The following is a 20,394-nucleotide window of genomic DNA, read 5'->3' as shown; positions in this document are numbered from 1 at the left end:
TTGTTCTAGCGGCCGCCGCGCACGCGGACGGCTCGTTCGTTCGGCTCGCGAACCGAAATCGGCTCAGTGCAGGCCGGCGATGTAATCGGCGACGGCCTTGACCTCGCCGTCCGTCAGCCGCAGCGCGATCTGATGCATCGCCTCGTTGCTGCGCGTGCCCTGCTGGAACGCGGTCAGCTGCGCGACCGTGTAGTCGGCCCACTGCCCCGACAACCGGGGATACTGGATCGGAATCCCTTGTCCCGTCGGCCCATGGCAGCTCGCGCAGGCGGGCACGCCCTTCTCGGTGATGCCGCCGCGATAGATCTTCTGCCCGGCGGGCACTGTGGCCGCGTCGCGCGCGGCGCCGAGCTTGGCCGACTGCGACCCGTAATAGGCGGCGACATTGCGCGCGTCCTGATCGTTCAACGCGCTCGCGAATCCGACCATCACGGCGTTGACGCGCACCGGCCCCTTCGCGCCCGGCTGCGTCTTGAAATCGTGCAACTGCTTGACGAGGTAATCGGGATGCTGGCCGGCGAGCTTCGGGAACGAACCCGTCGCGCTGTTGCCGTCGGCACCGTGGCACGCCGCGCACACCTGCGTCGCGATCGCCTTGCCCCGGTCGAGATCCGGCTTCGCCGCATCCGCCGCCTTTGCCTCCGCCATGAAACCAACGAGCCCTGCTACTGCGAACTGAAGCACCACCGAAGACTTGCTCAGTCGATTCATTCGCACACCTTGTTTCGTCTTGTGGGAGTAGTGAGGTTCTGCAAAAAACGACGGCGCCCAGTCTACCGTAGAAGCGCGCTCATCAGCTTCCGCCGGCTGCGGCAAATGCGCCGTATTGTACAATACCCCGATGAAAGCCCCGATGCCCATCAGGGCTACTTCGGGGCTCCCCGCCTTCCACCGCGCGGCCCACGCCGCCCGTCGCCTCCTGTCCCATGGCCTTCTTGCTCCATCAAGCCCGCTTCTTCACGACCGTCAATCATCTGCGCGACCTGCCGCCGACCGCGCAGCCCGAAATCGCGTTCGCAGGCCGCTCGAATGCCGGCAAATCGACGGCGATCAACGTGCTTTGCAATCAGAAGCGGCTCGCTTTCGCGTCGAAGACGCCCGGGCGCACGCAGCACATCAACTATTTCTCGGTCGGCCCGGCCGCGGAGCCCGTCGCGCACCTCGTCGATCTGCCGGGCTACGGCTACGCGGAGGTGCCGGGCGCGGCGAAGGCGCACTGGGAGCAATTGCTGTCGACGTACCTGCAATCGCGCCCGCAGTTGCGCGGGATGATCCTGATGATGGACTCGCGCCGGCCGCTCACCGACCTCGATCGCCGGATGATCGAATGGTTCGCGCCGACCGGCAAGCCGATTCACACGCTTCTGACGAAGTGCGACAAATTGACGCGGCAGGAGAGCATCAACGCGCTGCGTGCGACGCAAAAGGGGCTCGACGCGTATCGGGACGCGGGTTACGCAGGCAAGCTGACGGTGCAGCTTTTCTCGGCGCTCAAGCGCACGGGGCTCGACGACGCGCACGCGCTGATCGAGAGCTGGGTGCGGCCCGCGGCCGCCGACGAAGATCGCGCGGCTGTAGCAGAATGACGATCGCGCGACGTGCTGCGTGACGCACGTCCCACCTGACGGATGTCTCGATTCGTGCGGCCCATAAAAAAACCCGCCGTTTGACGGCGGGTTAAACAGCCTAATCGAAAAACGACAGGCACCCGCTCAGGGAGGAGAAGCGGGGAGCATTGCGCAGTGCGCGTTGCTCGATCGCTATCATATACCATTGTCTCAAAAGTTTACCGAAGGGAACTGTAAGGTTCCGTCGGGCACAGATCCCAGCCATTCCGCCATGAGCATCCATCCCCTGCACCGCCCTCGCCGCATGCGCCGCGACGATTTCTCGCGCCGCCTGATGCGCGAGAACATCCTCACCACGAACGATCTGATCTACCCCGTGTTCGTCGTCGAAGGCACGAACGTGCGCCAGCCGGTGCCGTCGATGCCGGGCGTCGAGCGCGTGTCGGTGGATCTGCTGATGGGCGTCGCCGAGCAATGCGTCGAACTCGGCGTGCCGGTCCTGTCGCTCTTCCCGGCGATCGAGCCGTCGTTGAAGACGCCCGACGGCCGCGAGGCGACCAATCCCGAAGGGCTGATCCCGCGCGCGGTGCGCGAGCTGAAGCGCCGCTTCCCCGAGCTCGGCGTGCTGACCGACGTCGCGCTCGATCCGTATACGAGCCACGGCCAGGACGGCGTGCTCGACGAATCCGGTTACGTGCTCAACGACGAAACGCTCGAGATCCTCGTCGAGCAGGCGCGCGCGCAGGCGGAAGCGGGTGTCGACATCGTCGCGCCGTCGGACATGATGGACGGCCGCATCGGCGCCGTGCGCGAGATGCTCGAGAGCGACGGCCACATCTACACGCGAATCATGGCGTACTCGGCAAAGTATGCGTCCGCGTTCTACGGCCCGTTCCGCGACGCCGTCGGCTCCGCGTCGAATCTCGGCAAGAGCAACAAGATGACCTACCAGATGGACCCCGCCAACAGCGACGAAGCGTTGCGCGAAGTGCGCCTCGACATCGACGAAGGCGCGGACATGGTGATGGTGAAGCCCGGCATGCCGTATCTCGACATCGTGCGCCGCGTGAAGGACGAATTCCGCTTTCCGACCTACGTCTATCAGGTGAGCGGCGAGTACGCGATGCTGAAGGCCGCCGCGCAGAACGGCTGGCTCGATCACGACAAGGTCGTGCTCGAATCGCTGCTTGCGTTCAAGCGAGCGGGCGCGGACGGCATCCTCACGTACTTCGCGCTCGACGCGGCGCGGCTGCTGCGCGCGCAGAAGTAAGCGTCAGACGCGGGCGTTTGCGCAAGCGAAGCGGAACGCGCGAATAGCGAAATCGAAAATGGCGAGGCTCGATGCCTCGCCATTTTTATTTGCGCCCGATCGACTTCGGCGGCGATGGCGGCGCGCGCCGCGCATTCGCTCGCCGGGCCCGCTTCGATTCCGTCACGACGCCGACAACGCAGCCGGCAGCGACATCCGATCGAGACTGCGCAGGAACCGATCGGCGGATTGATAGCCGACGACGCGACCGCGCTCCTGCCCGTTCCGCTCGAACACGATGATGCCCGGCGGTCCGAACAGGCCGAAGCGCTTCAAGAGCGCCTGATCGTCCGGCGTGTTCGCCGTCACGTCCGCGCGCACGAGACGCATTTGCGCGAGCCGCGCGCCGACGCGCGCGTCGCTGAACGTCAGATGCTCCATCTCCTTGCAGCTCACGCACCAGTCCGCATAAAAGTCGAGCATTACCGGCTGCGTCGACGTCTTCACGATCTCGTCGAGCTCGGCGAGCGAGCGCACCGGCGCGAACGCCGGCCCTTCATGCGCAACCGAGCCGGCACTCGCGGCGGCCGCGCCGACCGGCGCCGCGCGCGCCGCGAGCACCGCGAGCGGGCGCAGCGGATCGGTCGAGCCCGCCGCGAGTCCGACGAGGAGCGTCGCGGCCCAGATCGCGAGCGCCGCACCGAGCCCGCGCCCAAGGCGACGCCAGATCGACGACGAGCCCGAATGCGGCGTGAAGAGCCCGAGCGCGGCGGCGGCGATCAGCAGCCACAACGCGCCCAGACCGAGCTGCGACGCGGCGTTCAGCGCCGGCCAGACGATCCACAGCGCAGCGGCGAGCAGCACGACGCCGAAGAACACCTTCACGCCGTCCATCCACGCGCCGGCGCGCGGCAACAGTGTGCCCGCGCCGATCCCGATGACGAGGAGCGGAACGCCGAGGCCGACGCCCATCGAGAAGAGCGCGGCGCCGCCGAGGAACGCGCTGCCGGTGTGCGCGATGAACGCGAGCACGGCGAAAAGCGGCGCGGTCATGCACGCGCCGACGACGAGCGCCGACAGCGCGCCCATCGTCGCGACGGCCGCGAAGCGTCCGCCCTTGCGCGGCCCGGTCGTCTGCGCGGCGCCGCTCTGCCAGCGCTGCGGCAACGTGATGTCGATTCCGCCGATCAGCAGCAGCGCGAACACCGTGAGGAGCAGCGCGAACGCGCCGAGCACCCACGGATTCTGCAGCCACGCGCCGAGGCTCTGCCCGACGAGCGCCGCCGCGACGCCGAGCGCCGTATAGATGAGCGCCATGCCGATCACATAGGTGAGCGATAGCGCAAACGCGCGCGTGCGCGTCGCATGCGCGCCTTCGCCGACGATGATCGCCGACAAGATCGGGATCATCGGATACGAGCACGGCAACAGGCTCAGCACCATGCCGGCCACGAAATAGAGCGCGACGATCGTCAGGAATCCGTGGCCTTCGAGCAACGAACGTGCGTAGTCGGCACTCGTCACGCGCTCGTACCAGCTGCCGCCGTCGGCGGCGGCCGGATCGGCTCCGGCCGCCGCCGCGACGGGGTGGGCGCCGGCTGCGCCGAGCGCCGCGCCGTCGATCCGCGCGACGTGCTCGGCGGGCGGATAGCAGATCCCCTCGTCCGCACAGCCCTGCGACGTCACCGCCAGCTCGAACGGCCCCGCCGCCTGCTTGACGGGCAGATGGATCGTCAGGTCGCCGCGGTAGGTCTCGACGTTCTTCTGGAACGTCGGATCGAACTTCACGTGTCCGGCGGGCAATTGCGGCTCGCCGAGCGTCGCCGAGCCGCTTTTCACAGCGAACGCGAAGCGCTCGCGATACATGTAATAGCCGTCGGCAATCTTGAAATGAATGTCGACCTGCCCCGGCGCCTCGCTCGCGCTGAATTTGAACGCGACGGAAGGGTCGAGGAAGTCGTCAGCGGCGCGCGCCGCGAACGACGCGCCGAGCAGCGCACCGAGCAGCGCGACGACGACGAGCAGGAAGCAAAGGCGGGACTGCGCGTAAAGCGGAATACGGTTAAACATGAAATAGACGCTGAGTTTCGGTAGCCACCCACTGGCCGTAGGCGGCGGACGCCGTCGCCTGCCACGAGACGATTTCCGGGACGTCGTACGGGTGGTGCGACTGGATATAGCGTTCGAGCTCGAGCGCCCGCACGGCGCTCGTCTTGAACAGCAACTGGATCTCGTCGGCCGTCTCGACCTTGCCCTGCCAATGGTAGCTCGAACGGATCGCGCCGAGCTCGGATACGCACGCGGCGAGCCGGGCCGACAGCGCGCCGTCGGCGAGCGCGCGGGCGACGGCGGCGTCGGGCACGGTCGTCAACATCATCACGATCACCATTCGCGCCTCCGTGTGCTCGTTGAAACGTCATATCGTATCGCACGTCGGGTGAGCGCGTGGGCCGCGCGTGCGCGTCAATCCGACGCACGAAATCGGTCAACGAAAACAAAAAGGGCCAAGCATTGCTTGGCCCTTCGTGCTACGTGCGGGAAGACGCTTATTCGGCTTCCTGGACGTTTTCGGTCTCGTCGACTTCCGGACGGTCGAGCAGCTCGACGAGCGCCATCGGCGCGTTGTCGCCGACGCGGAAACCGAACTTCAGGATGCGCAGATAGCCGCCCGGACGGTTCGCGAAGCGCGGGCCGAGCACGTCGAACAGCTTCGCGACGGAATCGCGATCGCGCAGGCGGTTGAACGCCAGCCGGCGGTTCGCGAGCGACGGCTTCTTGCCGAGCGTGATGAGGGGCTCGACCACCTTACGAAGTTCCTTCGCCTTCGGCAGCGTCGTCTTGATGACTTCGTGCTCGATCAGCGAGTTGGACATGTTGCGGAGCATAGCCAGACGGTGGCTGCTCGTGCGGTTCAGTTTCCGCAGACCATGACGGTGACGCATTTCAGTTTCCTTGATTCAAAGTTTTGATCCAGCTCTTCTATCGCGCGAGAAAATCAGGCGCACGGGCCGGTATGAAAAAAAGCAAGATGCGGATTTTAAAAGAAAATCCGCATCTTGACCAGTTACCGCGACAACCGGGATTACTTGTCGAGGCCGGCCGGCGGCCAGTTCTCGAGCTTCATGCCCAGCGTGAGACCGCGCGAAGCGAGCACTTCCTTGATCTCGTTGAGCGACTTGCGGCCGAGGTTCGGCGTCTTCAGCAGCTCGTTTTCCGTGCGCTGGATCAGGTCGCCGATGTAGTAGATGTTCTCGGCCTTCAGGCAGTTCGCCGAACGGACGGTCAGCTCGAGGTCATCGACCGGGCGCAGCAGGATCGGGTCGATCTGCGGCGCGCGCGACGGCGCTTCCGCGGCCGTTTCCGTGCCTTCCAGCGCGGCGAACACGGACAGCTGGTCGACGAGGATGCGTGCCGATTGGCGGATCGCTTCTTCCGGCGTGATAACGCCGCTCGTTTCGATGTTCATCACGAGCTTGTCGAGGTCGGTACGCTGCTCGACGCGCGCGCTCTCGACCGCATAGCTCACGCGGCGAACCGGCGAGAACGACGCGTCCAGGACGATGCGGCCGATGATCTTCGCCGTCTCGTCGCCGTAACGGCGCACGTTGCCCGGCACGTAGCCGCGGCCCTTCTCGACCTTGATCTGCACGTCGAGCTTGCCGCCCTTCGACAGATGCGCGATCACGTGATTCGGGTTGATGACTTCGCAGTCGTGAGCCAGTTCGATATCGCCGGCCGTCACGACGCCTTCGCCTTCCTTGCGCAGCGTCACCGTGACTTCGTCGCGGTTATGCAGCTTGAACACCACGCCCTTCAGGTTCAGCAGCAGGTTGACGACGTCCTCTTGCACACCATCAAGCGTCGAATACTCGTGCACGACGCCGGCGATCGTCACTTCGGTCGGCGCGTAACCGACCATCGACGACAACAGCACGCGGCGAAGCGCATTGCCCAAGGTGTGGCCGTAACCGCGTTCGAACGGTTCCATCACCACCTTCGCGTGGTTCTCGCCCAGCGATTCCACGGCGATGATCTTGGGTTTCAACAAACTGGTTTGCATAGGTTTTCCTTTTCAATACCCTCGGCTCGTTACACCGATAAGGCTGACCGGTAACAACCTGAAAATGAACAGCCGAGGCCCTGCCTTGCGCGACGCAATGAACAGGATTCCTCGGCCATCAATCGGATTAACGCGAATACAATTCGACGATCAGGCTTTCGTTGATGTCGCCCGCGATGTCGGCGCGCTCCGGCATTTGCTTGAACGTGCCTTCGAACTTCTTCGCATCGACCGCAACCCAGCTCGGCATGCCGCCTTGCTCGGCCAGCGACAGCGCTTCGACGATACGCGCCTGCTTCTTTGCCTTTTCACGGATCGAGATCACGTCGCCCGACTTCACTTGCAGCGACGGGATGTTCGCGACGATGCCGTTGACGGTGATCGCCTTGTGGCTCACGAGCTGACGCGCTTCAGCGCGGGTCGAGCCGAAGCCCATGCGGTACACGACGTTGTCGAGACGCGACTCGAGCAGTTGCAGCAGGTTTTCACCCGTGTTGCCCTTGCGGCGGTCGGCTTCTGCGAAGTAGCGGCGGAACTGACGCTCCAGCACGCCGTAAATGCGCTTGACCTTCTGCTTTTCGCGGAGCTGCGTGCCGTAGTCCGACGTGCGCGCACCCGAAGTGCGGCCGTGCTGACCGGGCTTGCTGTCGAGCTTGCACTTGTCGGCGAGCGAGCGGCGCGCGCTCTTCAGGAACAGATCGGTGCCTTCACGGCGGGACAGCTTGGCTTTAGGGCCGATATAACGTGCCACTTTGCATTCCTCTATCTATCTATGACGCGAACCGGAATCCGCGCTAGTTCGCGCCCTTTGGGGCGAACGGTGGGCTTAATCAATCAAATGCGCAATCAAAAAAGCGCAGCCCGTCGACGCAAAGCGGCGACAGGCAAGGCGCCAACGCATCGTTAGATGCGGCGACGCTTCGGCGGACGGCAGCCGTTGTGCGGAATCGGCGTCACGTCCGAAATCGCGGTGATCTTGATGCCGAGACCGTGCAGTGCGCGCACTGCCGACTCGCGGCCCGGGCCGGGGCCCTTGATCCGCACTTCCAGATTCTTCACGCCATATTCCATCGCCACGCGGCCGGCCGACTCGGCAGCCACCTGTGCGGCGAACGGCGTCGATTTGCGCGAGCCCTTGAAGCCCTGGCCGCCCGACGTCGCCCACGCCAGCGCATTGCCCTGGCGATCGGTGATCGTGATAATCGTGTTGTTGAACGACGCGTGAACGTGAACCACGCCTTCCGCGACGTTCTTCTTGACTTTCTTGCGAACGCGTTGCGCCGCGGTGTTCGAAGCCTTAGCCATTACGTTTTCCTGTAACTGTCAGTTCCGCTTACTTCTTCAGCGCTTGCGCTGCACGACGCGGACCCTTGCGAGTACGGGCGTTCGTACGCGTACGCTGGCCGCGCATGGGCAAGCCCTTGCGATGGCGCACGCCGCGGTAGCAGCCGAGGTCCATCAGGCGCTTGATGTTCATCGTCACTTCACGGCGCAGATCGCCTTCGACGACAAACTTGCCCACTTCTTCACGCAGCTTTTCGAGGTCTGCGTCGGTCAGGTCCTTGACCTTCTTCGAGAAAGCCACACCAGAAGCCACGCAGATGCTGCGCGAGCGCGTGCGGCCGATACCAAAAATCGCCGTCAGACCGATTTCGGTATGCTGGTGGTTCGGGATGTTAACCCCTGCGATACGAGCCATTGTTTTTCCTCAAACAAAAAGCGCAAACAAACGCGCAGTCAGCCTTGACGCTGCTTGTGACGCGGATCCGAGCTGCAGATCACGCGAACCACGCCCTTGCGCTTGATGATCTTGCAATTGCGGCAAATGCGCTTAACCGATGCCATCACTTTCATGATATTACCCTTTTTCTAAATCACTTCGCCCGGAACACGATCCGCGCACGAGACAGATCGTAAGGCGTCAATTCAACCGTCACCTTGTCGCCGGGAAGGATACGGATGTAGTGCATCCGCATCTTTCCGGAGATATGTCCCAATACGACATGGCCGTTTTCCAGCTTCACCCGGAAGGTCGCATTCGGAAGGTTTTCGATCACCTCACCCTGCATCTGGATTACATCGTCTTTGGCCATAAGTCCTTTTTAACGCATTGGGATGTTGCCGCCCTTGAAATTGGCTTTCTTGAGCAGCGACTCATACTGTTGCGACATAACGTACGACTGCACCTGCGCCATGAAGTCCATCGTGACGACGACAATGATCAGCAGCGACGTTCCACCAAAATAAAACGGCACGTTCCAGCGCAACACCAGGAACTCCGGCAGCAGACACACGAAGACGATGTAGATCGCACCGGCCAGCGTGAGACGCGTGAGAATCCGGTCGATGTATCGCGCGGTCTGGTCGCCCGGACGGATGCCCGGCACGAACGCGCCGCTCTTCTTCAGGTTGTCCGCGGTTTCCCTGCTGTTGAACACCAGCGCGGTGTAGAAGAAGCAGAAAAACACGATTGCCAGCGTGTAAAGCAGCACATAGACCGGCTGGCCCGGCTTCAGCGCTTCCGCGACGTTGTGCAGCGTGTCGGACAGCCAGCCCTTGCGCTCGCCCGAGCTGAACCAGCTCAGGATCGTCGCCGGGAACAGGATGATCGACGATGCGAAGATCGGCGGAATCACGCCCGACATGTTCAGCTTCAGCGGCAGGTGCGACGACTGCCCGCCGTAAATCTTGTTGCCGACCTGGCGCTTCGCGTAGTTCACGAGGATCTTGCGCTGACCGCGTTCGATGAACACGACCAGGTAAGTCACCGCGGCGATCAGAACGACGATGATGATCGCCGAAATGATGCTCATCGAACCCGTGCGCACCAGCTCGAACAACCCACCGACGGCATTCGGGAACCCTGCTGCGATCCCGCCGAAGATGATGATCGAGATGCCGTTGCCGAGACCACGCTCGGTGATCTGCTCGCCGAGCCACATCAGGAACATCGTTCCCGTCACCAGCGTGACGACCGTCGTCAGACGGAACACCGCGCCCGGATCGGTCACGAGCCCCGGCTGATTCTCCAGCGCGGCCGCGATGCCGAAAGCCTGGAACGTCGCGAGCACCACGGTGAAGTACCGCGTGTACTGCGTGATCTTCCGCTGTCCGGCCTGCCCTTCCTTCTTCAGCGCCTCGAGCTGCGGCGACACGATCGCCATCAGCTGCATGATGATCGACGCCGAGATATACGGCATGATCCCCAGCGCGAAGATCGTAAAGCGAGACAGCGCGCCACCCGAGAACATGTTGAACATGCCCAGGATGCCGCCCGCCTGGCTCTGGAACAGCTTCGCCAGCTGATCCGGGTCGATGCCCGGCACCGGGATGTGCGCGCCGATGCGATAGACGATCAGCGCCAGCAGCAAGAACATTGCACGCCGACGCAGATCGCCGAACTTCGCCGTGCTTCGACCGGGTTTTGCGAGACTCGGGCTGTTAGCCAAGTATCTTCTCCGATGCAAATGCTAGTGACGGCACGCGTTGCGTGTCACTCGGCAAACGAACCGCCGGCCGCCTCGATCGCGGCGCGCGCACCCTTCGTCGCACCGAGACCCTTGACGACGATCTTGCGCTTCAGCTCGCCCGTCGCGATGATCTTCGCGCTCTTGGTCAGCTCGCCGACGAGGCCGGCTTGCTTCAGAGCGAGCAGATCGACTTCGTCGACCGGCAGCTTTTCGAGGTCGGAGAGGCGCACTTCACCGACGAATTCCTTCGTCAGGGACGTGAAGCCGCGCTTCGGCAGACGACGCTGCAGCGGCATCTGACCGCCTTCGAAGCCGACCTTGTGAAAGCCGCCCGAACGCGATTTCTGACCCTTGTGACCACGGCCGGCCGTCTTACCGAGGCCGGAACCGATGCCGCGGCCAACGCGACGCTTCGCATGCTTAGCGCCTGCCGCCGGCTTCAGGTTATTCAATTCCATATCAACTCCTTGATCCGTAGTCGGCCGCTTAACCGATGACCTTCACAAGGTACGAGACCTTGTTGATCATCCCGCGCACCGCCGGCGTATCCTGCAGTTCGCTGACCGAGTTGAGACGGCGCAGACCCAGACCGCGCACGGTGGCGCGGTGCGATTCGCGGGTCCCAATCAGGCTCTTCACGAGCTGAACCTTGACAGTTTTTTCAGACATGGTGACCACCTGGGCTTAGCCCAAAATTTCTTCGACGGACTTGCCGCGCTTCGCCGCGATGTCGGCCGGGGTCGACTGCTTGCGCAGGCCGTCCAGCGTCGCACGAACGAGGTTGTACGGGTTCGTCGAGCCGTGGCTCTTCGCGACGACGTTCTGCACGCCCATCACGTCGAACACCGCGCGCATCGGGCCGCCGGCGATCACGCCGGTACCGTCCTTCGCCGGAGCGAGGAGAACCGTCGACGCACCGTGCTTGCCGTGCACTTCGTGCTGCAGCGTGCCGTTCTTCAGCGGCACCTTGAACATGTTGCGGCGGGCCTGCTCCATCGCCTTCTGGACGGCAACCGGCACTTCCTTCGCCTTGCCCTTGCCCATGCCGACGCGGCCATCGCCATCGCCAACCACGGTCAGTGCGGCGAAGCCGAGAATACGGCCACCCTTCACGACCTTGGTCACGCGATTGACCGAGATCATCTTTTCGCGAAGGCCGTCGTCGCGCTCGTCAGCCTGAACTTTCGCTTGCATCTTTGCCATGACGATTCCTTCCTTAGAACTTGAGCCCAGCTTCGCGAGCTGCCTCGGCCAGCGCCTTCACGCGGCCGTGGTAGCGGAAGCCCGAGCGGTCGAAGGCGACGGATTCGATGCCGGCGGCCTTGGCCTTTTCGGCGATACGCTTGCCGATCAGCGTGGCAGCGGCGACGTTGCCGCCCTTGCCCGACTTGTCGGCGAGCTGAGCGCGCACTTCGGCTTCGAGCGTCGACGCGCTGGCCAGCACCTTGGTGCCGCAGGGCGAGAACACCTGAGCGTAGATGTGCGTGTTCGTGCGATGCACGGCGAGACGCGCGACCTGCAACTCAGCGATCTTGATACGCGTCTGGCGAGCGCGGCGCAGGCGAGATTGAGTCTTATCCATGATTGCGCACCCTTACTTCTTCTTCGTTTCTTTGAGGATCACAACCTCGTCGGCATAGCGCACGCCCTTGCCCTTGTACGGCTCGGGCGGACGGTAGCCGCGCACTTCGGCAGCGACTTGGCCGACTTTCTGCTTGTCGATCCCCTTGATCACGATTTCGGTTTGCGTCGGGGTTTCAGCCTTGACGCCTTCCGGCATCTGGTGCACCACCGGGTGCGAGAAACCCAGCGACAGGTTCAGCTTGTCGCCTTGCGCCTGCGCACGATAACCGACGCCAACCAGCGTCAGCTTGCGCTCGAAACCCTTGGTCACGCCGTGCACGGCATTCGCGATGATCGCGCGCATCGTGCCCGACAGTGCATTTGCTTCGCGGCTGTCGTCGACCGGCGACAGGTTCAGCGTGCCGTCGTTGTTCGCCACGTTCACGAGCGGATTGACCGCTTGCGTGATGGTGCCCAGCGGACCCTTGACGATGATCGCACCGTCGGCCAGCTTGACTTCCGCGCCTTGCAGCGCGATCGGGCTCTTACCTACTCGAGACATGTTCCTCTCTCCTTTCGGCTTTAAGCGACGTAGCAGATGACTTCGCCGCCGACGCCGGTAGCGCGCGCCTTGCGGTCGGTCATCACGCCCTTCGGCGTCGACACGATTGCCACACCGAGGCCATTCATGACCTGCGGAATCTCGTTACGGCCGCGGTACACGCGCAGACCCGGCTTCGACACGCGCTCGAGGCGCTCGATGACCGGGCGGCCCGCGTAGTACTTCAGCGCGATGTTCAGCTCGGCCTTCGCGCCTTCCGCCTTCACGGCGAAATCGTCGATATAACCTTCGTCCTTCAGGACCTGCGCGATCGCAACCTTGACCTTCGACGAGGGCATCGACACCGAAACCTTCTCGACCATCTGCGCGTTGCGGATGCGAGTCAGCATATCGGCGATAGGATCACTCATGCTCATTTATGTTTCTCCTATTACCAGCTCGCCTTGGTCAGGCCAGGAATCTCGCCACGGAATGCGATTTCACGAATCTTGTTGCGCGCGAGGCCGAACTTGCGGAACGTGCCGCGCGGACGGCCCGTGATCGCGCAGCGGTTACGCTTGCGGGTCGGGTTCGCGTTGCGGGGCAGTTGCTGCAGTTCCAGGCGAGCGGCGTAGCGCTCTTCTTCGGACTTGCTCGCGTCGTCGATGATCGCCTTCAGTTCAGCACGCTTCGGAGCGTACTTTTGCGCAAGGCGAGCGCGCTTCTTTTCACGTTCGATCAGTGCCAGTTTAGCCACGGTAACCTCAGTTTCTGAACGGGAACTTGAAGCTGGCGAGCAGAGCCTTCGCTTCGTCGTCGGTCTTCGCGGTCGTCGTGATGCTGATGTTCAGCCCACGCAGCGCGTCGATCTTGTCGTAATCGATTTCGGGGAAAATGATCTGCTCTTTCACACCGATGTTGTAGTTGCCGCGACCATCGAATGCACGGCCCGACACGCCGCGGAAATCGCGCACGCGGGGCAGGGCAACCGTCACGAAACGATCGAGGAATTCGTACATCGCGCGGCCGCGCAGCGTGACCATCGCGCCGATCGGGTAGCCTTGACGAATCTTGAAGCCCGCGATTGCCTTGCGAGCCTTCGTCACGACAGGCTTCTGACCCGCGATCTTCGTCAGATCGCCGACGGCGTTCTCGATGATCTTCTTGTCGGCGACCGCTTCGCCAAGACCCATGTTCAGCGTGATCTTGGTGATGCGCGGCACTTCCATGACCGACTTGTAGCCGAACTTCTCGATCAGGCCGGGAACAACCTTCTCTTTGTAAAACTCTTGAAAACGTGCCATTTCTCTACTCCGCAGCGTCAGGCGCTCAGCACGGCACCGGTCGTCTTCAGGAAGCGAACCTTCTTGCCATCCTCGACCTTGATGCCAACACGCGAAGCCTTGCCGTTCGCGTCGACCAGTGCGACGTTCGAAATATGCAGCGGCATCGTCTTCGCTTCCACGCCGCCCGTCGTACCCTTCATCGGGTTCGGCTTCACATGCTTCTTGACGAGGTTGATACCCTCGACCGTCACATGCTCGGCGCCCACGGCCAGCACGACACCGCGCTTGCCTTTGTCCTTGCCGGTGATGACGATCACTTCGTCACCCTTGCGAATCTTGTTCATCGCGACTCCTTACAGCACTTCCGGCGCCAGCGACACGATCTTCATGAATCGTTCGCTACGCAGCTCACGCGTGACCGGCCCGAAGATACGGGTGCCGATCGGCTCGAGCTTGTTATTCAAAAGCACAGCGGCGTTGCCGTCGAACTTGATCAGCGAGCCGTCTTGACGGCGAACGCCCTTGGCGGTGCGGACCACCACGGCGTTGTAGATTTCGCCTTTCTTCACGCGCCCGCGCGGCGTTGCCTCTTTGACGCTCACCTTGATGATGTCGCCAATGCTGGCATAACGACGCTTCGAGCCGCCGAGCACCTTGATGCACATGACTTCACGCGCACCCGTGTTGTCGGCCACTTCAAGCCGAGATTCGGTCTGGATCATGGTTTGTCTTTCCCAACTTAATCCGGATACGCCACCATGGCGCATACGGTCAGTCTTGGTCCCGTCAGCCGAGGCTGCTTGGGTTGGAACAGCAGCGACGGCAAACGAAACCCGCCATCGCAATCGGTGAATCCTTCGGAGCAGGCCTGACGCCAGTCCGCTTCCCCCACCAGTCACTTCGCCCGCGACGGGGCTCCCATAAAGAGGGAAGACCGGGATTATAACAAATAATCCCGGCCACGCAAGCAAAAACTTTGCGATTTCAAGCACTTCTACTGCTGAAGCACTTTTTACTGCCTTTCCCGCTTAGATCACGCGGGCCGCCTCGACGAGACGCGAAACCGCCCAGGCCTTCGTCTTCGAAACAGGACGGGTTTCCTGGATTTCGACGAGATCGCCTTCGTTGTAGGTGTTCGCTTCATCGTGCGCGTGGTACTTCTTCGAGCGCACGACATACTTGCCGTAGATCGGGTGCTTGACGCGGTGCTCGACCAGCACGGTGACGGTCTTGTCCATCTTGTTGCTGACGACCTTACCGACGAGCGTCCGCTTCAGCGAGGTTTTCACGCTATCGTTCATTTCTGGTTCGCCTTCTGAGTCAGGACGGTCCGCACACGTGCGATGTCGCGACGAACCTTCTTCAGCTGGCTCGTGTTCGTGAGCTGCTGGGTCGCGAGTTGCATGCGCAGGCCGAATTGCGCCTTCAACAGGTCCGACAGCTCCTTGTTGAGCGCGGCCTGATCTTTCTGGAGAAGTTCGGAAGCCTTCATGTTTTCTCCTTAGGCGCCGAGCTGACGCACGATGAACGTCGTCTTCAGCGGCAGCTTCGCTGCGGCCAGACGGAACGCTTCACGCGCCAGTTCTTCGGATACGCCATCCATTTCATACAGCATCTTGCCCGGCTGAATCTCGGCGACGTAGTACTCAGGGTTACCCTTACCGTTACCCATCCGCACTTCGGCCGGCTTCTGCGAAATCGGCTTGTCCGGGAAGATGCGAATCCAGATGCGGCCGCCGCGCTTGATGTGACGCGTCATTGCACGACGCGCCGCCTCGATCTGACGCGCGGTCAGACGGCCGCGACCGACAGCCTTCAGGCCGAACTCACCGAACGACACGGCGTTGCCGCGCGTGGCGATACCGGTGTTACGGCCCTTCTGCTCTTTGCGATACTTCCTGCGTTTCGGTTGCAGCATCGTTATTCTCCAGTCTTGCCGTCTTCCGGCTTGCCGGCGCCACGGCGCGGTGCGCCACGGCGAGCACCCGGAGCGCCGCCTTCACCGTCACGGCGCGGACGACGGTCGCCCGGACGCGCGTTGCGACGCGGACGCTTGTCTTCGGTCACTTCTTCGACCACCGGCGCGTCGTTGCGGCCGAGCGTGTCGCCCTTGTAGACCCACACCTTGACGCCGATGACACCGTACGTCGTCTTTGCTTCCGACGTTGCGTAGTCGATGTCGGCGCGCAGCGTGTGCAGGGGCACGCGGCCTTCGCGGTACCACTCGGTACGCGCGATTTCGATGCCGTTCAGACGACCGGCGCTCATGATCTTGATGCCTTGGGCACCCAGACGCATCGCGTTCTGCATCGCGCGCTTCATCGCGCGGCGGAACATGATCCGGCGCTCGAGCTGCTGCGTGATCGAATCGGCGATCAGTTGCGCATCGGTTTCCGGCTTGCGGATCTCTTCGATGTTGACGTGAACCGGCACGCCCATGCGGCGTTGCAGTTCCGTCTTCAGCAGTTCGATATCCTCGCCCTTCTTGCCGATGACGACGCCCGGACGCGAGCTGAAAATCGTGATGCGCGCGTTCTTCGCCGGACGCTCGATGATGACCCGACCGACCGAAGCATTCTTCAGCTTCTTCTTCAGGTACTCACGAACACCGATGTCTTCCTGCAGCATCGCCGCGAAATTGTTGTTGTTCGCGTACCAGCGCGAAGCCCAATTGCGGCTGACAGCCAGGCGGAAGCCAGTCGGATGAATTTTCTGTCCCATCGTATGGCTCCTTAATTCCCGACCGTCACAGTGATGTGACAGGATTGCTTCTCAATGCGGTTGCCGCGGCCCTTTGCGCGCGCGGTGAAACGCTTGAGCGACGCAGCCTTGTCGACGTAAATGCTCTTGATCTTGAGCTCGTCGATGTCGGCGCCTTCGTTGTGCTCCGCATTCGCGATCGCCGACAGCACGACCTTCTTCACGATGCCAGCCGCCTTCTTCGGCGAGAACGTCAGAACGTTCAGCGCCTTGTCGACCGGCAAACCGCGGATCTGGTCAGCCACAAGGCGCGTCTTCTGCGCCGAGATGCGGGCACCGCGATGAATTGCTTTCACTTCCATCTTGATAGCCCCTTATTTCTTGGCCTTCTTGTCGGCCGCGTGACCCTTGAACGTACGGGTCAGTGCGAACTCGCCAAGCTTGTGGCCGACCATGTTTTCCGAGATGTACACCGGAACGTGTTGACGGCCGTTGTGGACGGCGATCGTCAGACCGATGAAGTCCGGAAGGATCGTCGAGCGACGCGACCAGGTCTTGATCGGCTTCTTGTCGCGCGAAGCTGCAGCCGCCTCAACTTTCTTCAGCAAATGGGCGTCGCAGAACGGACCTTTTTTAACAGAACGTGCCATTGCCTACTCCTTAACGCTTGTGACGGCGCTGGACGATCATCGTCGTCGTGCGCTTGTTGCGACGCGTACGGAAGCCCTTCGTCGGCGTGCCCCACGGGCTCACCGGGTCGCGGCCCGCAGCGGTACGGCCCTCACCACCACCGTGCGGGTGGTCGATCGGGTTCATTGCGACGCCACGCACCGTCGGACGGATACCGCGCCAACGGTTCGCACCGGCCTTGCCGATCTGGCGCAGGCTGTGCTCTTCGTTGCCGACTTCACCGATCGTCGCGCGACACTCGATGTGCACGCGGCGGATTTCGCCCGAACGCAGACGAACCTGCGCGTACACGCCTTCGCGTGCGAGCAGCATCGCCGACGTACCGGCCGAACGCGCCATCTGCGCGCCCTTGCCCGGCAGCATTTCGATGCAGTGAATCGTCGTACCGACCGGAATGTTGCGGATCGGCAGCGTGTTGCCCACGCGAATCGGCGCTTCCGAGCCCGACATCAGTTGCTGGCCCACCGTCACGCCCTTCGGCGCGATGATGTAGCGGCGCTCGCCGTCTGCGTACAGCACGAGCGCGATGTTCGCGCTGCGGTTCGGGTCGTACTCGAAACGCTCGACCTTCGCCGGAATGCCGTCCTTCGTGCGACGGAAATCGATCATGCGGTAGTGCTGCTTGTGACCACCGCCCTGGTGACGCGTCGTGATGCGGCCATTGTTGTTGCGGCCAGCCTTGGAGCTCTGCGTGTCGAGCAGCGCCGCGTGCGGCTTGCCCTTGTGCAGTTCCTTGTTGACCACCTTGACCATCGCGCGGCGACCCGGCGACGTCGGCTTGACTTTGACGATTGCCATGATTACTTGGCCTCCGCTTCAAAGTTGATTTCCTGGCCGGGCTTCAGGCACACGTATGCCTTCTTCACGTCCTTGCGGCGGCCCATCGAACGGCCGAAGCGCTTTTGCTTGCCCTTCTGAACCAGCACGTTGACGGAATCAACTTCAACCTTGAACAGCAGCTCGACAGCCGCCTTCACTTCCTGCTTCGTGGCATCCGGCGCGACTTCGAACACGACTTGCTCGTTCTTGTCGGCAACCAGCGTCGCCTTTTCGGAAATCACCGGTGCGAGCAGGACCTGCATCAAACGATGATCGTTCTTGCGAATCTCGCTCATGACAGCAACTCCTCGATCTGGGCGACCGCAGCCTTCGTGACCAGCACTTTCTTGAAGTAGATCAGCGACAGCGGGTCAGCGTAGCGCGGCTCGACAATCGCCACGTGGGGCAGATTGCGCGACGCGAGGTACAGGTTTTCGTCGACCGTGTCGGTGATGACCAGCACGGAATCGAGACCCATGGCCTTGAACTTGTCGGCCAGCAGCTTGGTCTTCGGCGCTTCGAGGACGATGTCCTCGACAACCGACAGACGGCCTTCGCGGGCCAGCTGCGAGAAGATCGAGCAGAGGCCTGCGCGATGCATCTTCTTGTTGACCTTGTGCGAGAAGTTTTCGTCGGGCGAGTTCGGGAAGATCCGACCGCCGCCACGCCACAGCGGGCTCGACGACATACCGGCACGAGCGCGGCCCGTGCCCTTCTGGCGCCACGGCTTCTTGGTCGTGTGCTTGACTTGCTCGCGATCCTTCTGAGCGCGGTTGCCCTGGCGAGCGTTCGCCTGGTATGCAACGACGACCTGGTGGATCAGCGCTTCGTTGTAGTCACGGCCGAACACGACGTCCGACGCATTGACCGCCGCACCTTCCTGACCATTCGCATTCAGGAGCTTGAGTTCCATTATTTCGCCCCCTTCACAGCACGCGTCTTCACGGCCGGCGTCACGAAAACCTTGCCGCCCTTCGCACCCGGAATCGCGCCCTTGACGAGCAGCAGCTTGCGCTCTGCGTCGATACGAGCGATTTCGAGGTTCTGCACCGTCACCGTCACGTCACCCATGTGACCCGTCATGCGCTTGCCCGGGAACACACGCCCCGGATCTTGCGCCATACCGATCGAGCCCGGCACGTTGTGCGAGCGCGAGTTACCGTGCGATGCACGGCCGGAACCGAAGTTGTAGCGCTTGATCGTGCCCGCGTAGCCCTTACCGATCGACACGCCCTGCACGTCGACCTTCTGACCCACTTCGAACAGATCCGGACCGATCACGGCGCCGTTCGACAACTCGGCGGCCTTGTCGGCTTCGATGCGGAATTCCTTGAGGATTTCACCGGCTTGGACACCGGCTTTGGCGAGATGACCTGCCAGCGGCTTCGTCACGCGCGATGCGCGGCGGGAGCCGAATGCAACCTGTACGGCCGTGTAGCCGTCGGTTTCAACAGTCTTGATCTGCGTCACGCGGTTGTCCGACACGTCGAGCACGGTGACGGGAATCGAATCCCCTTCCGCCGTGAAGATACGGGTCATGCCAACCTTGCGACCTACGAGTCCAAGGCTCATCGTTTTCTCCATTCCCGACTGCGATTGGTCGGGGCTAATTTACAAAACGCCGCAACCCGAAGAGGCTCAGGTCACCGGCTTTTTACGCAAATACGCGAAAAGCCCAACATTATAGCGAGGCCCATCGTTTTTCGCAAGCAATCAAAGGCTTAGCGCCATCCGGCGAGCCGCGCGGCGCCGAAAGCCTTCGATCAGCCTTACTGCAGCTTGATTTCCACGTCGACGCCAGCCGGCAGGTCGAGCTTCATCAGCGCGTCGACCGTCTTGTCGGTCGGATCGACGATGTCCATCAGGCGCTGGTGGGTGCGGATTTCGAGCTGATCGCGCGACGTCTTGTTGACGTGCGGCGAACGCAGGATGTCAAAACGCTGGATGCGCGTCGGCAGCGGCACCGGGCCACGGACGATTGCGCCAGTCCGCTTCGCCGTATCGACGATCTCGGCCGCCGATTGATCGATCAGACGATAATCGAAAGCCTTCAGGCGAATGCGGATTTTCTGTTGCTGCATGACGATTCCTTGAAAAGAGCGAGGCGATATTGCATCGCCAGACACCAAAAGAACGCGAAACCCGGAGCCTGCGGGGAGCGAAGCGCCACGTTCCGAACGGTACTTCCACTGCTAAGCCCGCGATTCTACACGAATTTGCGCAGCGATGGGGCGGGTTTGTCGACGACGCAACGGGGCTCCCCAAAAAGACAAACCGGGCGCCAGCACAAACTGGACGCCCGGTTTCGGACGGTACAACTACGTACCGCGGAATCGCGGATCGCCGATATTACTCGATGATCTTGGCGACGACGCCGGCGCCGACGGTGCGGCCGCCTTCGCGGATCGCGAAGCGCAGACCTTCTTCCATCGCGATCGGCGCGATCAG

The 20,394-nt window shown here is 62.4% G+C and carries 34 protein-coding genes and 1 pseudogene; 2 read left to right on the top strand and 33 right to left on the bottom strand.

All coding sequences use genetic code 11. From position 1 onward, the window contains the following. Positions 1 to 63 precede the first annotated feature (63 nt). The gene (locus X946_RS16900; RefSeq protein WP_038749659.1) at positions 64 to 711 is read right to left on the bottom strand and encodes a c-type cytochrome; all 648 of its coding nucleotides are present in this window, start codon (positions 709 to 711) and stop codon (positions 64 to 66) included. A 215-nt stretch (positions 712 to 926) separates the two neighbouring features. Here X946_RS16900 and yihA point away from each other — a divergent pair, with 215 nt between their 5' ends. Both yihA and hemB read left to right on the top strand, forming a co-directional pair. After that, a complete protein-coding gene (gene yihA / locus X946_RS16895; protein ID WP_038749656.1) occupies positions 927 to 1,586 on the top strand; it encodes a ribosome biogenesis GTP-binding protein YihA/YsxC in 660 nt (219 codons plus the stop codon). Between the two features lie 253 nt (positions 1,587 to 1,839). After that, positions 1,840 to 2,838 carry a porphobilinogen synthase gene (gene hemB / locus X946_RS16890; RefSeq protein WP_038749653.1) on the top strand — a complete coding sequence of 333 codons (999 nt, stop codon included), beginning with the start codon at positions 1,840 to 1,842 and terminating at the stop codon, positions 2,836 to 2,838. A 162-nt stretch (positions 2,839 to 3,000) separates the two neighbouring features. On the opposite strand, the gene dsbD is transcribed toward hemB, so the two are convergent. The 32 genes and pseudogenes from dsbD to X946_RS31465 all read right to left on the bottom strand — a co-directional run. Then, positions 3,001 to 4,887: a protein-disulfide reductase DsbD gene (gene dsbD / locus X946_RS16885; RefSeq protein ID WP_038749650.1), complete on the bottom strand. Its 1,887-nt coding sequence runs from the start codon at positions 4,885 to 4,887 to the stop codon at positions 3,001 to 3,003. Next, a complete protein-coding gene (cutA, locus tag X946_RS16880; protein WP_038749647.1) occupies positions 4,880 to 5,206 on the bottom strand; it encodes a divalent-cation tolerance protein CutA in 327 nt (108 codons plus the stop codon). The genes dsbD and cutA overlap by 8 nt, the downstream gene beginning before the upstream one ends. Positions 5,207 to 5,363: 157 nt before the next feature. Then, complete coding sequence (rplQ, locus tag X946_RS16875; RefSeq protein WP_006400638.1) at positions 5,364 to 5,759, bottom strand: 50S ribosomal protein L17; 396 nt, start codon at positions 5,757 to 5,759, stop codon at positions 5,364 to 5,366. A gap of 140 nt (positions 5,760 to 5,899) precedes the next feature. After that, positions 5,900 to 6,877, bottom strand: a complete 978-nt coding sequence (locus X946_RS16870; RefSeq protein ID WP_009888441.1) for a DNA-directed RNA polymerase subunit alpha — start codon at positions 6,875 to 6,877, stop codon at positions 5,900 to 5,902. A 127-nt stretch (positions 6,878 to 7,004) separates the two neighbouring features. Then, a complete protein-coding gene (rpsD, locus tag X946_RS16865) occupies positions 7,005 to 7,628 on the bottom strand; it encodes a 30S ribosomal protein S4 (protein WP_038749644.1) in 624 nt (207 codons plus the stop codon). 152 nt (positions 7,629 to 7,780) lie between these two features. After that, the gene (gene rpsK, locus X946_RS16860; RefSeq protein ID WP_004197937.1) at positions 7,781 to 8,182 is read right to left on the bottom strand and encodes a 30S ribosomal protein S11; all 402 of its coding nucleotides are present in this window, start codon (positions 8,180 to 8,182) and stop codon (positions 7,781 to 7,783) included. A 28-nt stretch (positions 8,183 to 8,210) separates the two neighbouring features. Next, positions 8,211 to 8,576, bottom strand: coding sequence for a 30S ribosomal protein S13 (gene rpsM, locus X946_RS16855; RefSeq protein ID WP_038749642.1), 366 nt, complete (start codon positions 8,574 to 8,576; stop codon positions 8,211 to 8,213). A 38-nt stretch (positions 8,577 to 8,614) separates the two neighbouring features. After that, on the bottom strand, positions 8,615 to 8,731 hold the full coding sequence (rpmJ, locus tag X946_RS16850) for a 50S ribosomal protein L36 (RefSeq protein ID WP_004199844.1): 117 nt from the start codon (positions 8,729 to 8,731) through the stop codon (positions 8,615 to 8,617). Between the two features lie 20 nt (positions 8,732 to 8,751). Further along, a complete protein-coding gene (infA, locus tag X946_RS16845; RefSeq protein ID WP_004521905.1) occupies positions 8,752 to 8,970 on the bottom strand; it encodes a translation initiation factor IF-1 in 219 nt (72 codons plus the stop codon). A gap of 9 nt (positions 8,971 to 8,979) precedes the next feature. Continuing rightward, the gene (secY, locus tag X946_RS16840) at positions 8,980 to 10,326 is read right to left on the bottom strand and encodes a preprotein translocase subunit SecY (protein ID WP_009906430.1); all 1,347 of its coding nucleotides are present in this window, start codon (positions 10,324 to 10,326) and stop codon (positions 8,980 to 8,982) included. Positions 10,327 to 10,370: 44 nt separating this feature from the next. Continuing rightward, positions 10,371 to 10,805 (bottom strand): 50S ribosomal protein L15, encoded by a 435-nt coding sequence (gene rplO, locus X946_RS16835; RefSeq protein WP_038749639.1) that lies wholly within the window; start codon positions 10,803 to 10,805, stop codon positions 10,371 to 10,373. Between the two features lie 28 nt (positions 10,806 to 10,833). After that, positions 10,834 to 11,016, bottom strand: coding sequence for a 50S ribosomal protein L30 (rpmD, locus tag X946_RS16830; protein WP_004202755.1), 183 nt, complete (start codon positions 11,014 to 11,016; stop codon positions 10,834 to 10,836). A 15-nt stretch (positions 11,017 to 11,031) separates the two neighbouring features. Next, on the bottom strand, positions 11,032 to 11,550 hold the full coding sequence (rpsE, locus tag X946_RS16825) for a 30S ribosomal protein S5 (protein ID WP_004197945.1): 519 nt from the start codon (positions 11,548 to 11,550) through the stop codon (positions 11,032 to 11,034). A gap of 13 nt (positions 11,551 to 11,563) precedes the next feature. Next, entirely contained in the window at positions 11,564 to 11,929 is a 366-nt protein-coding gene (gene rplR / locus X946_RS16820; RefSeq protein WP_004197946.1) for a 50S ribosomal protein L18, read from the bottom strand. A gap of 12 nt (positions 11,930 to 11,941) precedes the next feature. Further along, a complete protein-coding gene (gene rplF / locus X946_RS16815; protein WP_038749636.1) occupies positions 11,942 to 12,472 on the bottom strand; it encodes a 50S ribosomal protein L6 in 531 nt (176 codons plus the stop codon). A 20-nt stretch (positions 12,473 to 12,492) separates the two neighbouring features. Next, positions 12,493 to 12,888 (bottom strand): 30S ribosomal protein S8, encoded by a 396-nt coding sequence (gene rpsH / locus X946_RS16810; protein ID WP_038749635.1) that lies wholly within the window; start codon positions 12,886 to 12,888, stop codon positions 12,493 to 12,495. A gap of 14 nt (positions 12,889 to 12,902) precedes the next feature. Continuing rightward, positions 12,903 to 13,208: a 30S ribosomal protein S14 gene (gene rpsN, locus X946_RS16805; RefSeq protein ID WP_010106961.1), complete on the bottom strand. Its 306-nt coding sequence runs from the start codon at positions 13,206 to 13,208 to the stop codon at positions 12,903 to 12,905. A 7-nt stretch (positions 13,209 to 13,215) separates the two neighbouring features. Further along, positions 13,216 to 13,755, bottom strand: a complete 540-nt coding sequence (rplE, locus tag X946_RS16800) for a 50S ribosomal protein L5 (protein ID WP_004202757.1) — start codon at positions 13,753 to 13,755, stop codon at positions 13,216 to 13,218. A gap of 17 nt (positions 13,756 to 13,772) precedes the next feature. Beyond that, positions 13,773 to 14,081: a 50S ribosomal protein L24 gene (gene rplX / locus X946_RS16795; RefSeq protein WP_004197950.1), complete on the bottom strand. Its 309-nt coding sequence runs from the start codon at positions 14,079 to 14,081 to the stop codon at positions 13,773 to 13,775. 9 nt (positions 14,082 to 14,090) lie between these two features. After that, entirely contained in the window at positions 14,091 to 14,459 is a 369-nt protein-coding gene (gene rplN / locus X946_RS16790) for a 50S ribosomal protein L14 (RefSeq protein ID WP_004197951.1), read from the bottom strand. 306 nt (positions 14,460 to 14,765) lie between these two features. Next, a complete protein-coding gene (gene rpsQ / locus X946_RS16785) occupies positions 14,766 to 15,038 on the bottom strand; it encodes a 30S ribosomal protein S17 (protein WP_004201274.1) in 273 nt (90 codons plus the stop codon). Next, positions 15,035 to 15,229, bottom strand: coding sequence for a 50S ribosomal protein L29 (rpmC, locus tag X946_RS16780; RefSeq protein WP_004199856.1), 195 nt, complete (start codon positions 15,227 to 15,229; stop codon positions 15,035 to 15,037). Before rpmC ends, rpsQ begins: the two co-directional genes overlap by 4 nt. A gap of 9 nt (positions 15,230 to 15,238) precedes the next feature. After that, positions 15,239 to 15,655 (bottom strand): 50S ribosomal protein L16, encoded by a 417-nt coding sequence (gene rplP / locus X946_RS16775; RefSeq protein ID WP_004199857.1) that lies wholly within the window; start codon positions 15,653 to 15,655, stop codon positions 15,239 to 15,241. Between the two features lie 2 nt (positions 15,656 to 15,657). Further along, positions 15,658 to 16,458: a 30S ribosomal protein S3 gene (gene rpsC / locus X946_RS16770; protein WP_038749633.1), complete on the bottom strand. Its 801-nt coding sequence runs from the start codon at positions 16,456 to 16,458 to the stop codon at positions 15,658 to 15,660. A gap of 11 nt (positions 16,459 to 16,469) precedes the next feature. After that, a complete protein-coding gene (gene rplV / locus X946_RS16765; RefSeq protein ID WP_004199272.1) occupies positions 16,470 to 16,799 on the bottom strand; it encodes a 50S ribosomal protein L22 in 330 nt (109 codons plus the stop codon). A 12-nt stretch (positions 16,800 to 16,811) separates the two neighbouring features. Continuing rightward, on the bottom strand, positions 16,812 to 17,087 hold the full coding sequence (rpsS, locus tag X946_RS16760; RefSeq protein ID WP_004199273.1) for a 30S ribosomal protein S19: 276 nt from the start codon (positions 17,085 to 17,087) through the stop codon (positions 16,812 to 16,814). 10 nt (positions 17,088 to 17,097) lie between these two features. Next, positions 17,098 to 17,925 carry a 50S ribosomal protein L2 gene (gene rplB / locus X946_RS16755; protein ID WP_038749631.1) on the bottom strand — a complete coding sequence of 276 codons (828 nt, stop codon included), beginning with the start codon at positions 17,923 to 17,925 and terminating at the stop codon, positions 17,098 to 17,100. A 2-nt stretch (positions 17,926 to 17,927) separates the two neighbouring features. Further along, positions 17,928 to 18,242: a 50S ribosomal protein L23 gene (gene rplW / locus X946_RS16750; protein WP_004199275.1), complete on the bottom strand. Its 315-nt coding sequence runs from the start codon at positions 18,240 to 18,242 to the stop codon at positions 17,928 to 17,930. After that, positions 18,239 to 18,859, bottom strand: a complete 621-nt coding sequence (rplD, locus tag X946_RS16745; protein ID WP_038749629.1) for a 50S ribosomal protein L4 — start codon at positions 18,857 to 18,859, stop codon at positions 18,239 to 18,241. The genes rplW and rplD overlap by 4 nt, the downstream gene beginning before the upstream one ends. Then, positions 18,859 to 19,518 (bottom strand): 50S ribosomal protein L3, encoded by a 660-nt coding sequence (rplC, locus tag X946_RS16740; RefSeq protein ID WP_038749718.1) that lies wholly within the window; start codon positions 19,516 to 19,518, stop codon positions 18,859 to 18,861. Before rplC ends, rplD begins: the two co-directional genes overlap by 1 nt. Positions 19,519 to 19,715: 197 nt before the next feature. Next, positions 19,716 to 20,027, bottom strand: a complete 312-nt coding sequence (rpsJ, locus tag X946_RS16735) for a 30S ribosomal protein S10 (RefSeq protein ID WP_004199280.1) — start codon at positions 20,025 to 20,027, stop codon at positions 19,716 to 19,718. 268 nt (positions 20,028 to 20,295) lie between these two features. After that, positions 20,296 to 20,394: pseudogene (locus X946_RS31465) on the bottom strand (elongation factor Tu); the annotation flags it as partial.

Origin of the sequence: Burkholderia sp. ABCPW 111 (assembly GCF_000773065.1) — a bacterium.
GTDB lineage: Bacteria > Pseudomonadota > Gammaproteobacteria > Burkholderiales > Burkholderiaceae > Burkholderia > Burkholderia savannae.
Note: the sequence above shows the minus strand (reverse complement) of the source record. Positions and strands in the feature narration are given on the sequence as shown.

What these genes read in the sequence shown, in the direction of transcription:
- X946_RS16900 (WP_038749659.1), bottom strand. Translation starts at nt 711, where the DNA reads ATGAATCGACTGAGCAAGTCTTCGGTGGTGCTTCAGTTCGCAGTAGCA.
- yihA (WP_038749656.1), top strand. Translation starts at nt 927, where the DNA reads ATGGCCTTCTTGCTCCATCAAGCCCGCTTCTTCACGACCGTCAATCAT.
- hemB (WP_038749653.1), top strand. Translation starts at nt 1,840, where the DNA reads ATGAGCATCCATCCCCTGCACCGCCCTCGCCGCATGCGCCGCGACGAT.
- dsbD (WP_038749650.1), bottom strand. Translation starts at nt 4,887, where the DNA reads ATGTTTAACCGTATTCCGCTTTACGCGCAGTCCCGCCTTTGCTTCCTG.
- cutA (WP_038749647.1), bottom strand. Translation starts at nt 5,206, where the DNA reads ATGGTGATCGTGATGATGTTGACGACCGTGCCCGACGCCGCCGTCGCC.
- rplQ (WP_006400638.1), bottom strand. Translation starts at nt 5,759, where the DNA reads ATGCGTCACCGTCATGGTCTGCGGAAACTGAACCGCACGAGCAGCCAC.
- X946_RS16870 (WP_009888441.1), bottom strand. Translation starts at nt 6,877, where the DNA reads ATGCAAACCAGTTTGTTGAAACCCAAGATCATCGCCGTGGAATCGCTG.
- rpsK (WP_004197937.1), bottom strand. Translation starts at nt 8,182, where the DNA reads ATGGCTAAGGCTTCGAACACCGCGGCGCAACGCGTTCGCAAGAAAGTC.
- rpsM (WP_038749642.1), bottom strand. Translation starts at nt 8,576, where the DNA reads ATGGCTCGTATCGCAGGGGTTAACATCCCGAACCACCAGCATACCGAA.
- rpmJ (WP_004199844.1), bottom strand. Translation starts at nt 8,731, where the DNA reads ATGAAAGTGATGGCATCGGTTAAGCGCATTTGCCGCAATTGCAAGATC.
- infA (WP_004521905.1), bottom strand. Translation starts at nt 8,970, where the DNA reads ATGGCCAAAGACGATGTAATCCAGATGCAGGGTGAGGTGATCGAAAAC.
- rplO (WP_038749639.1), bottom strand. Translation starts at nt 10,805, where the DNA reads ATGGAATTGAATAACCTGAAGCCGGCGGCAGGCGCTAAGCATGCGAAG.
- rpmD (WP_004202755.1), bottom strand. Translation starts at nt 11,016, where the DNA reads ATGTCTGAAAAAACTGTCAAGGTTCAGCTCGTGAAGAGCCTGATTGGG.
- rpsE (WP_004197945.1), bottom strand. Translation starts at nt 11,550, where the DNA reads ATGGCAAAGATGCAAGCGAAAGTTCAGGCTGACGAGCGCGACGACGGC.
- rplR (WP_004197946.1), bottom strand. Translation starts at nt 11,929, where the DNA reads ATGGATAAGACTCAATCTCGCCTGCGCCGCGCTCGCCAGACGCGTATC.
- rplF (WP_038749636.1), bottom strand. Translation starts at nt 12,472, where the DNA reads ATGTCTCGAGTAGGTAAGAGCCCGATCGCGCTGCAAGGCGCGGAAGTC.
- rpsH (WP_038749635.1), bottom strand. Translation starts at nt 12,888, where the DNA reads ATGAGCATGAGTGATCCTATCGCCGATATGCTGACTCGCATCCGCAAC.
- rplE (WP_004202757.1), bottom strand. Translation starts at nt 13,755, where the DNA reads ATGGCACGTTTTCAAGAGTTTTACAAAGAGAAGGTTGTTCCCGGCCTG.
- rplX (WP_004197950.1), bottom strand. Translation starts at nt 14,081, where the DNA reads ATGAACAAGATTCGCAAGGGTGACGAAGTGATCGTCATCACCGGCAAG.
- rplN (WP_004197951.1), bottom strand. Translation starts at nt 14,459, where the DNA reads ATGATCCAGACCGAATCTCGGCTTGAAGTGGCCGACAACACGGGTGCG.
- rpsQ (WP_004201274.1), bottom strand. Translation starts at nt 15,038, where the DNA reads ATGAACGATAGCGTGAAAACCTCGCTGAAGCGGACGCTCGTCGGTAAG.
- rpmC (WP_004199856.1), bottom strand. Translation starts at nt 15,229, where the DNA reads ATGAAGGCTTCCGAACTTCTCCAGAAAGATCAGGCCGCGCTCAACAAG.
- rplP (WP_004199857.1), bottom strand. Translation starts at nt 15,655, where the DNA reads ATGCTGCAACCGAAACGCAGGAAGTATCGCAAAGAGCAGAAGGGCCGT.
- rpsC (WP_038749633.1), bottom strand. Translation starts at nt 16,458, where the DNA reads ATGGGACAGAAAATTCATCCGACTGGCTTCCGCCTGGCTGTCAGCCGC.
- rplV (WP_004199272.1), bottom strand. Translation starts at nt 16,799, where the DNA reads ATGGAAGTGAAAGCAATTCATCGCGGTGCCCGCATCTCGGCGCAGAAG.
- rpsS (WP_004199273.1), bottom strand. Translation starts at nt 17,087, where the DNA reads ATGGCACGTTCTGTTAAAAAAGGTCCGTTCTGCGACGCCCATTTGCTG.
- rplB (WP_038749631.1), bottom strand. Translation starts at nt 17,925, where the DNA reads ATGGCAATCGTCAAAGTCAAGCCGACGTCGCCGGGTCGCCGCGCGATG.
- rplW (WP_004199275.1), bottom strand. Translation starts at nt 18,242, where the DNA reads ATGAGCGAGATTCGCAAGAACGATCATCGTTTGATGCAGGTCCTGCTC.
- rplD (WP_038749629.1), bottom strand. Translation starts at nt 18,859, where the DNA reads ATGGAACTCAAGCTCCTGAATGCGAATGGTCAGGAAGGTGCGGCGGTC.
- rplC (WP_038749718.1), bottom strand. Translation starts at nt 19,518, where the DNA reads ATGAGCCTTGGACTCGTAGGTCGCAAGGTTGGCATGACCCGTATCTTC.
- rpsJ (WP_004199280.1), bottom strand. Translation starts at nt 20,027, where the DNA reads ATGCAGCAACAGAAAATCCGCATTCGCCTGAAGGCTTTCGATTATCGT.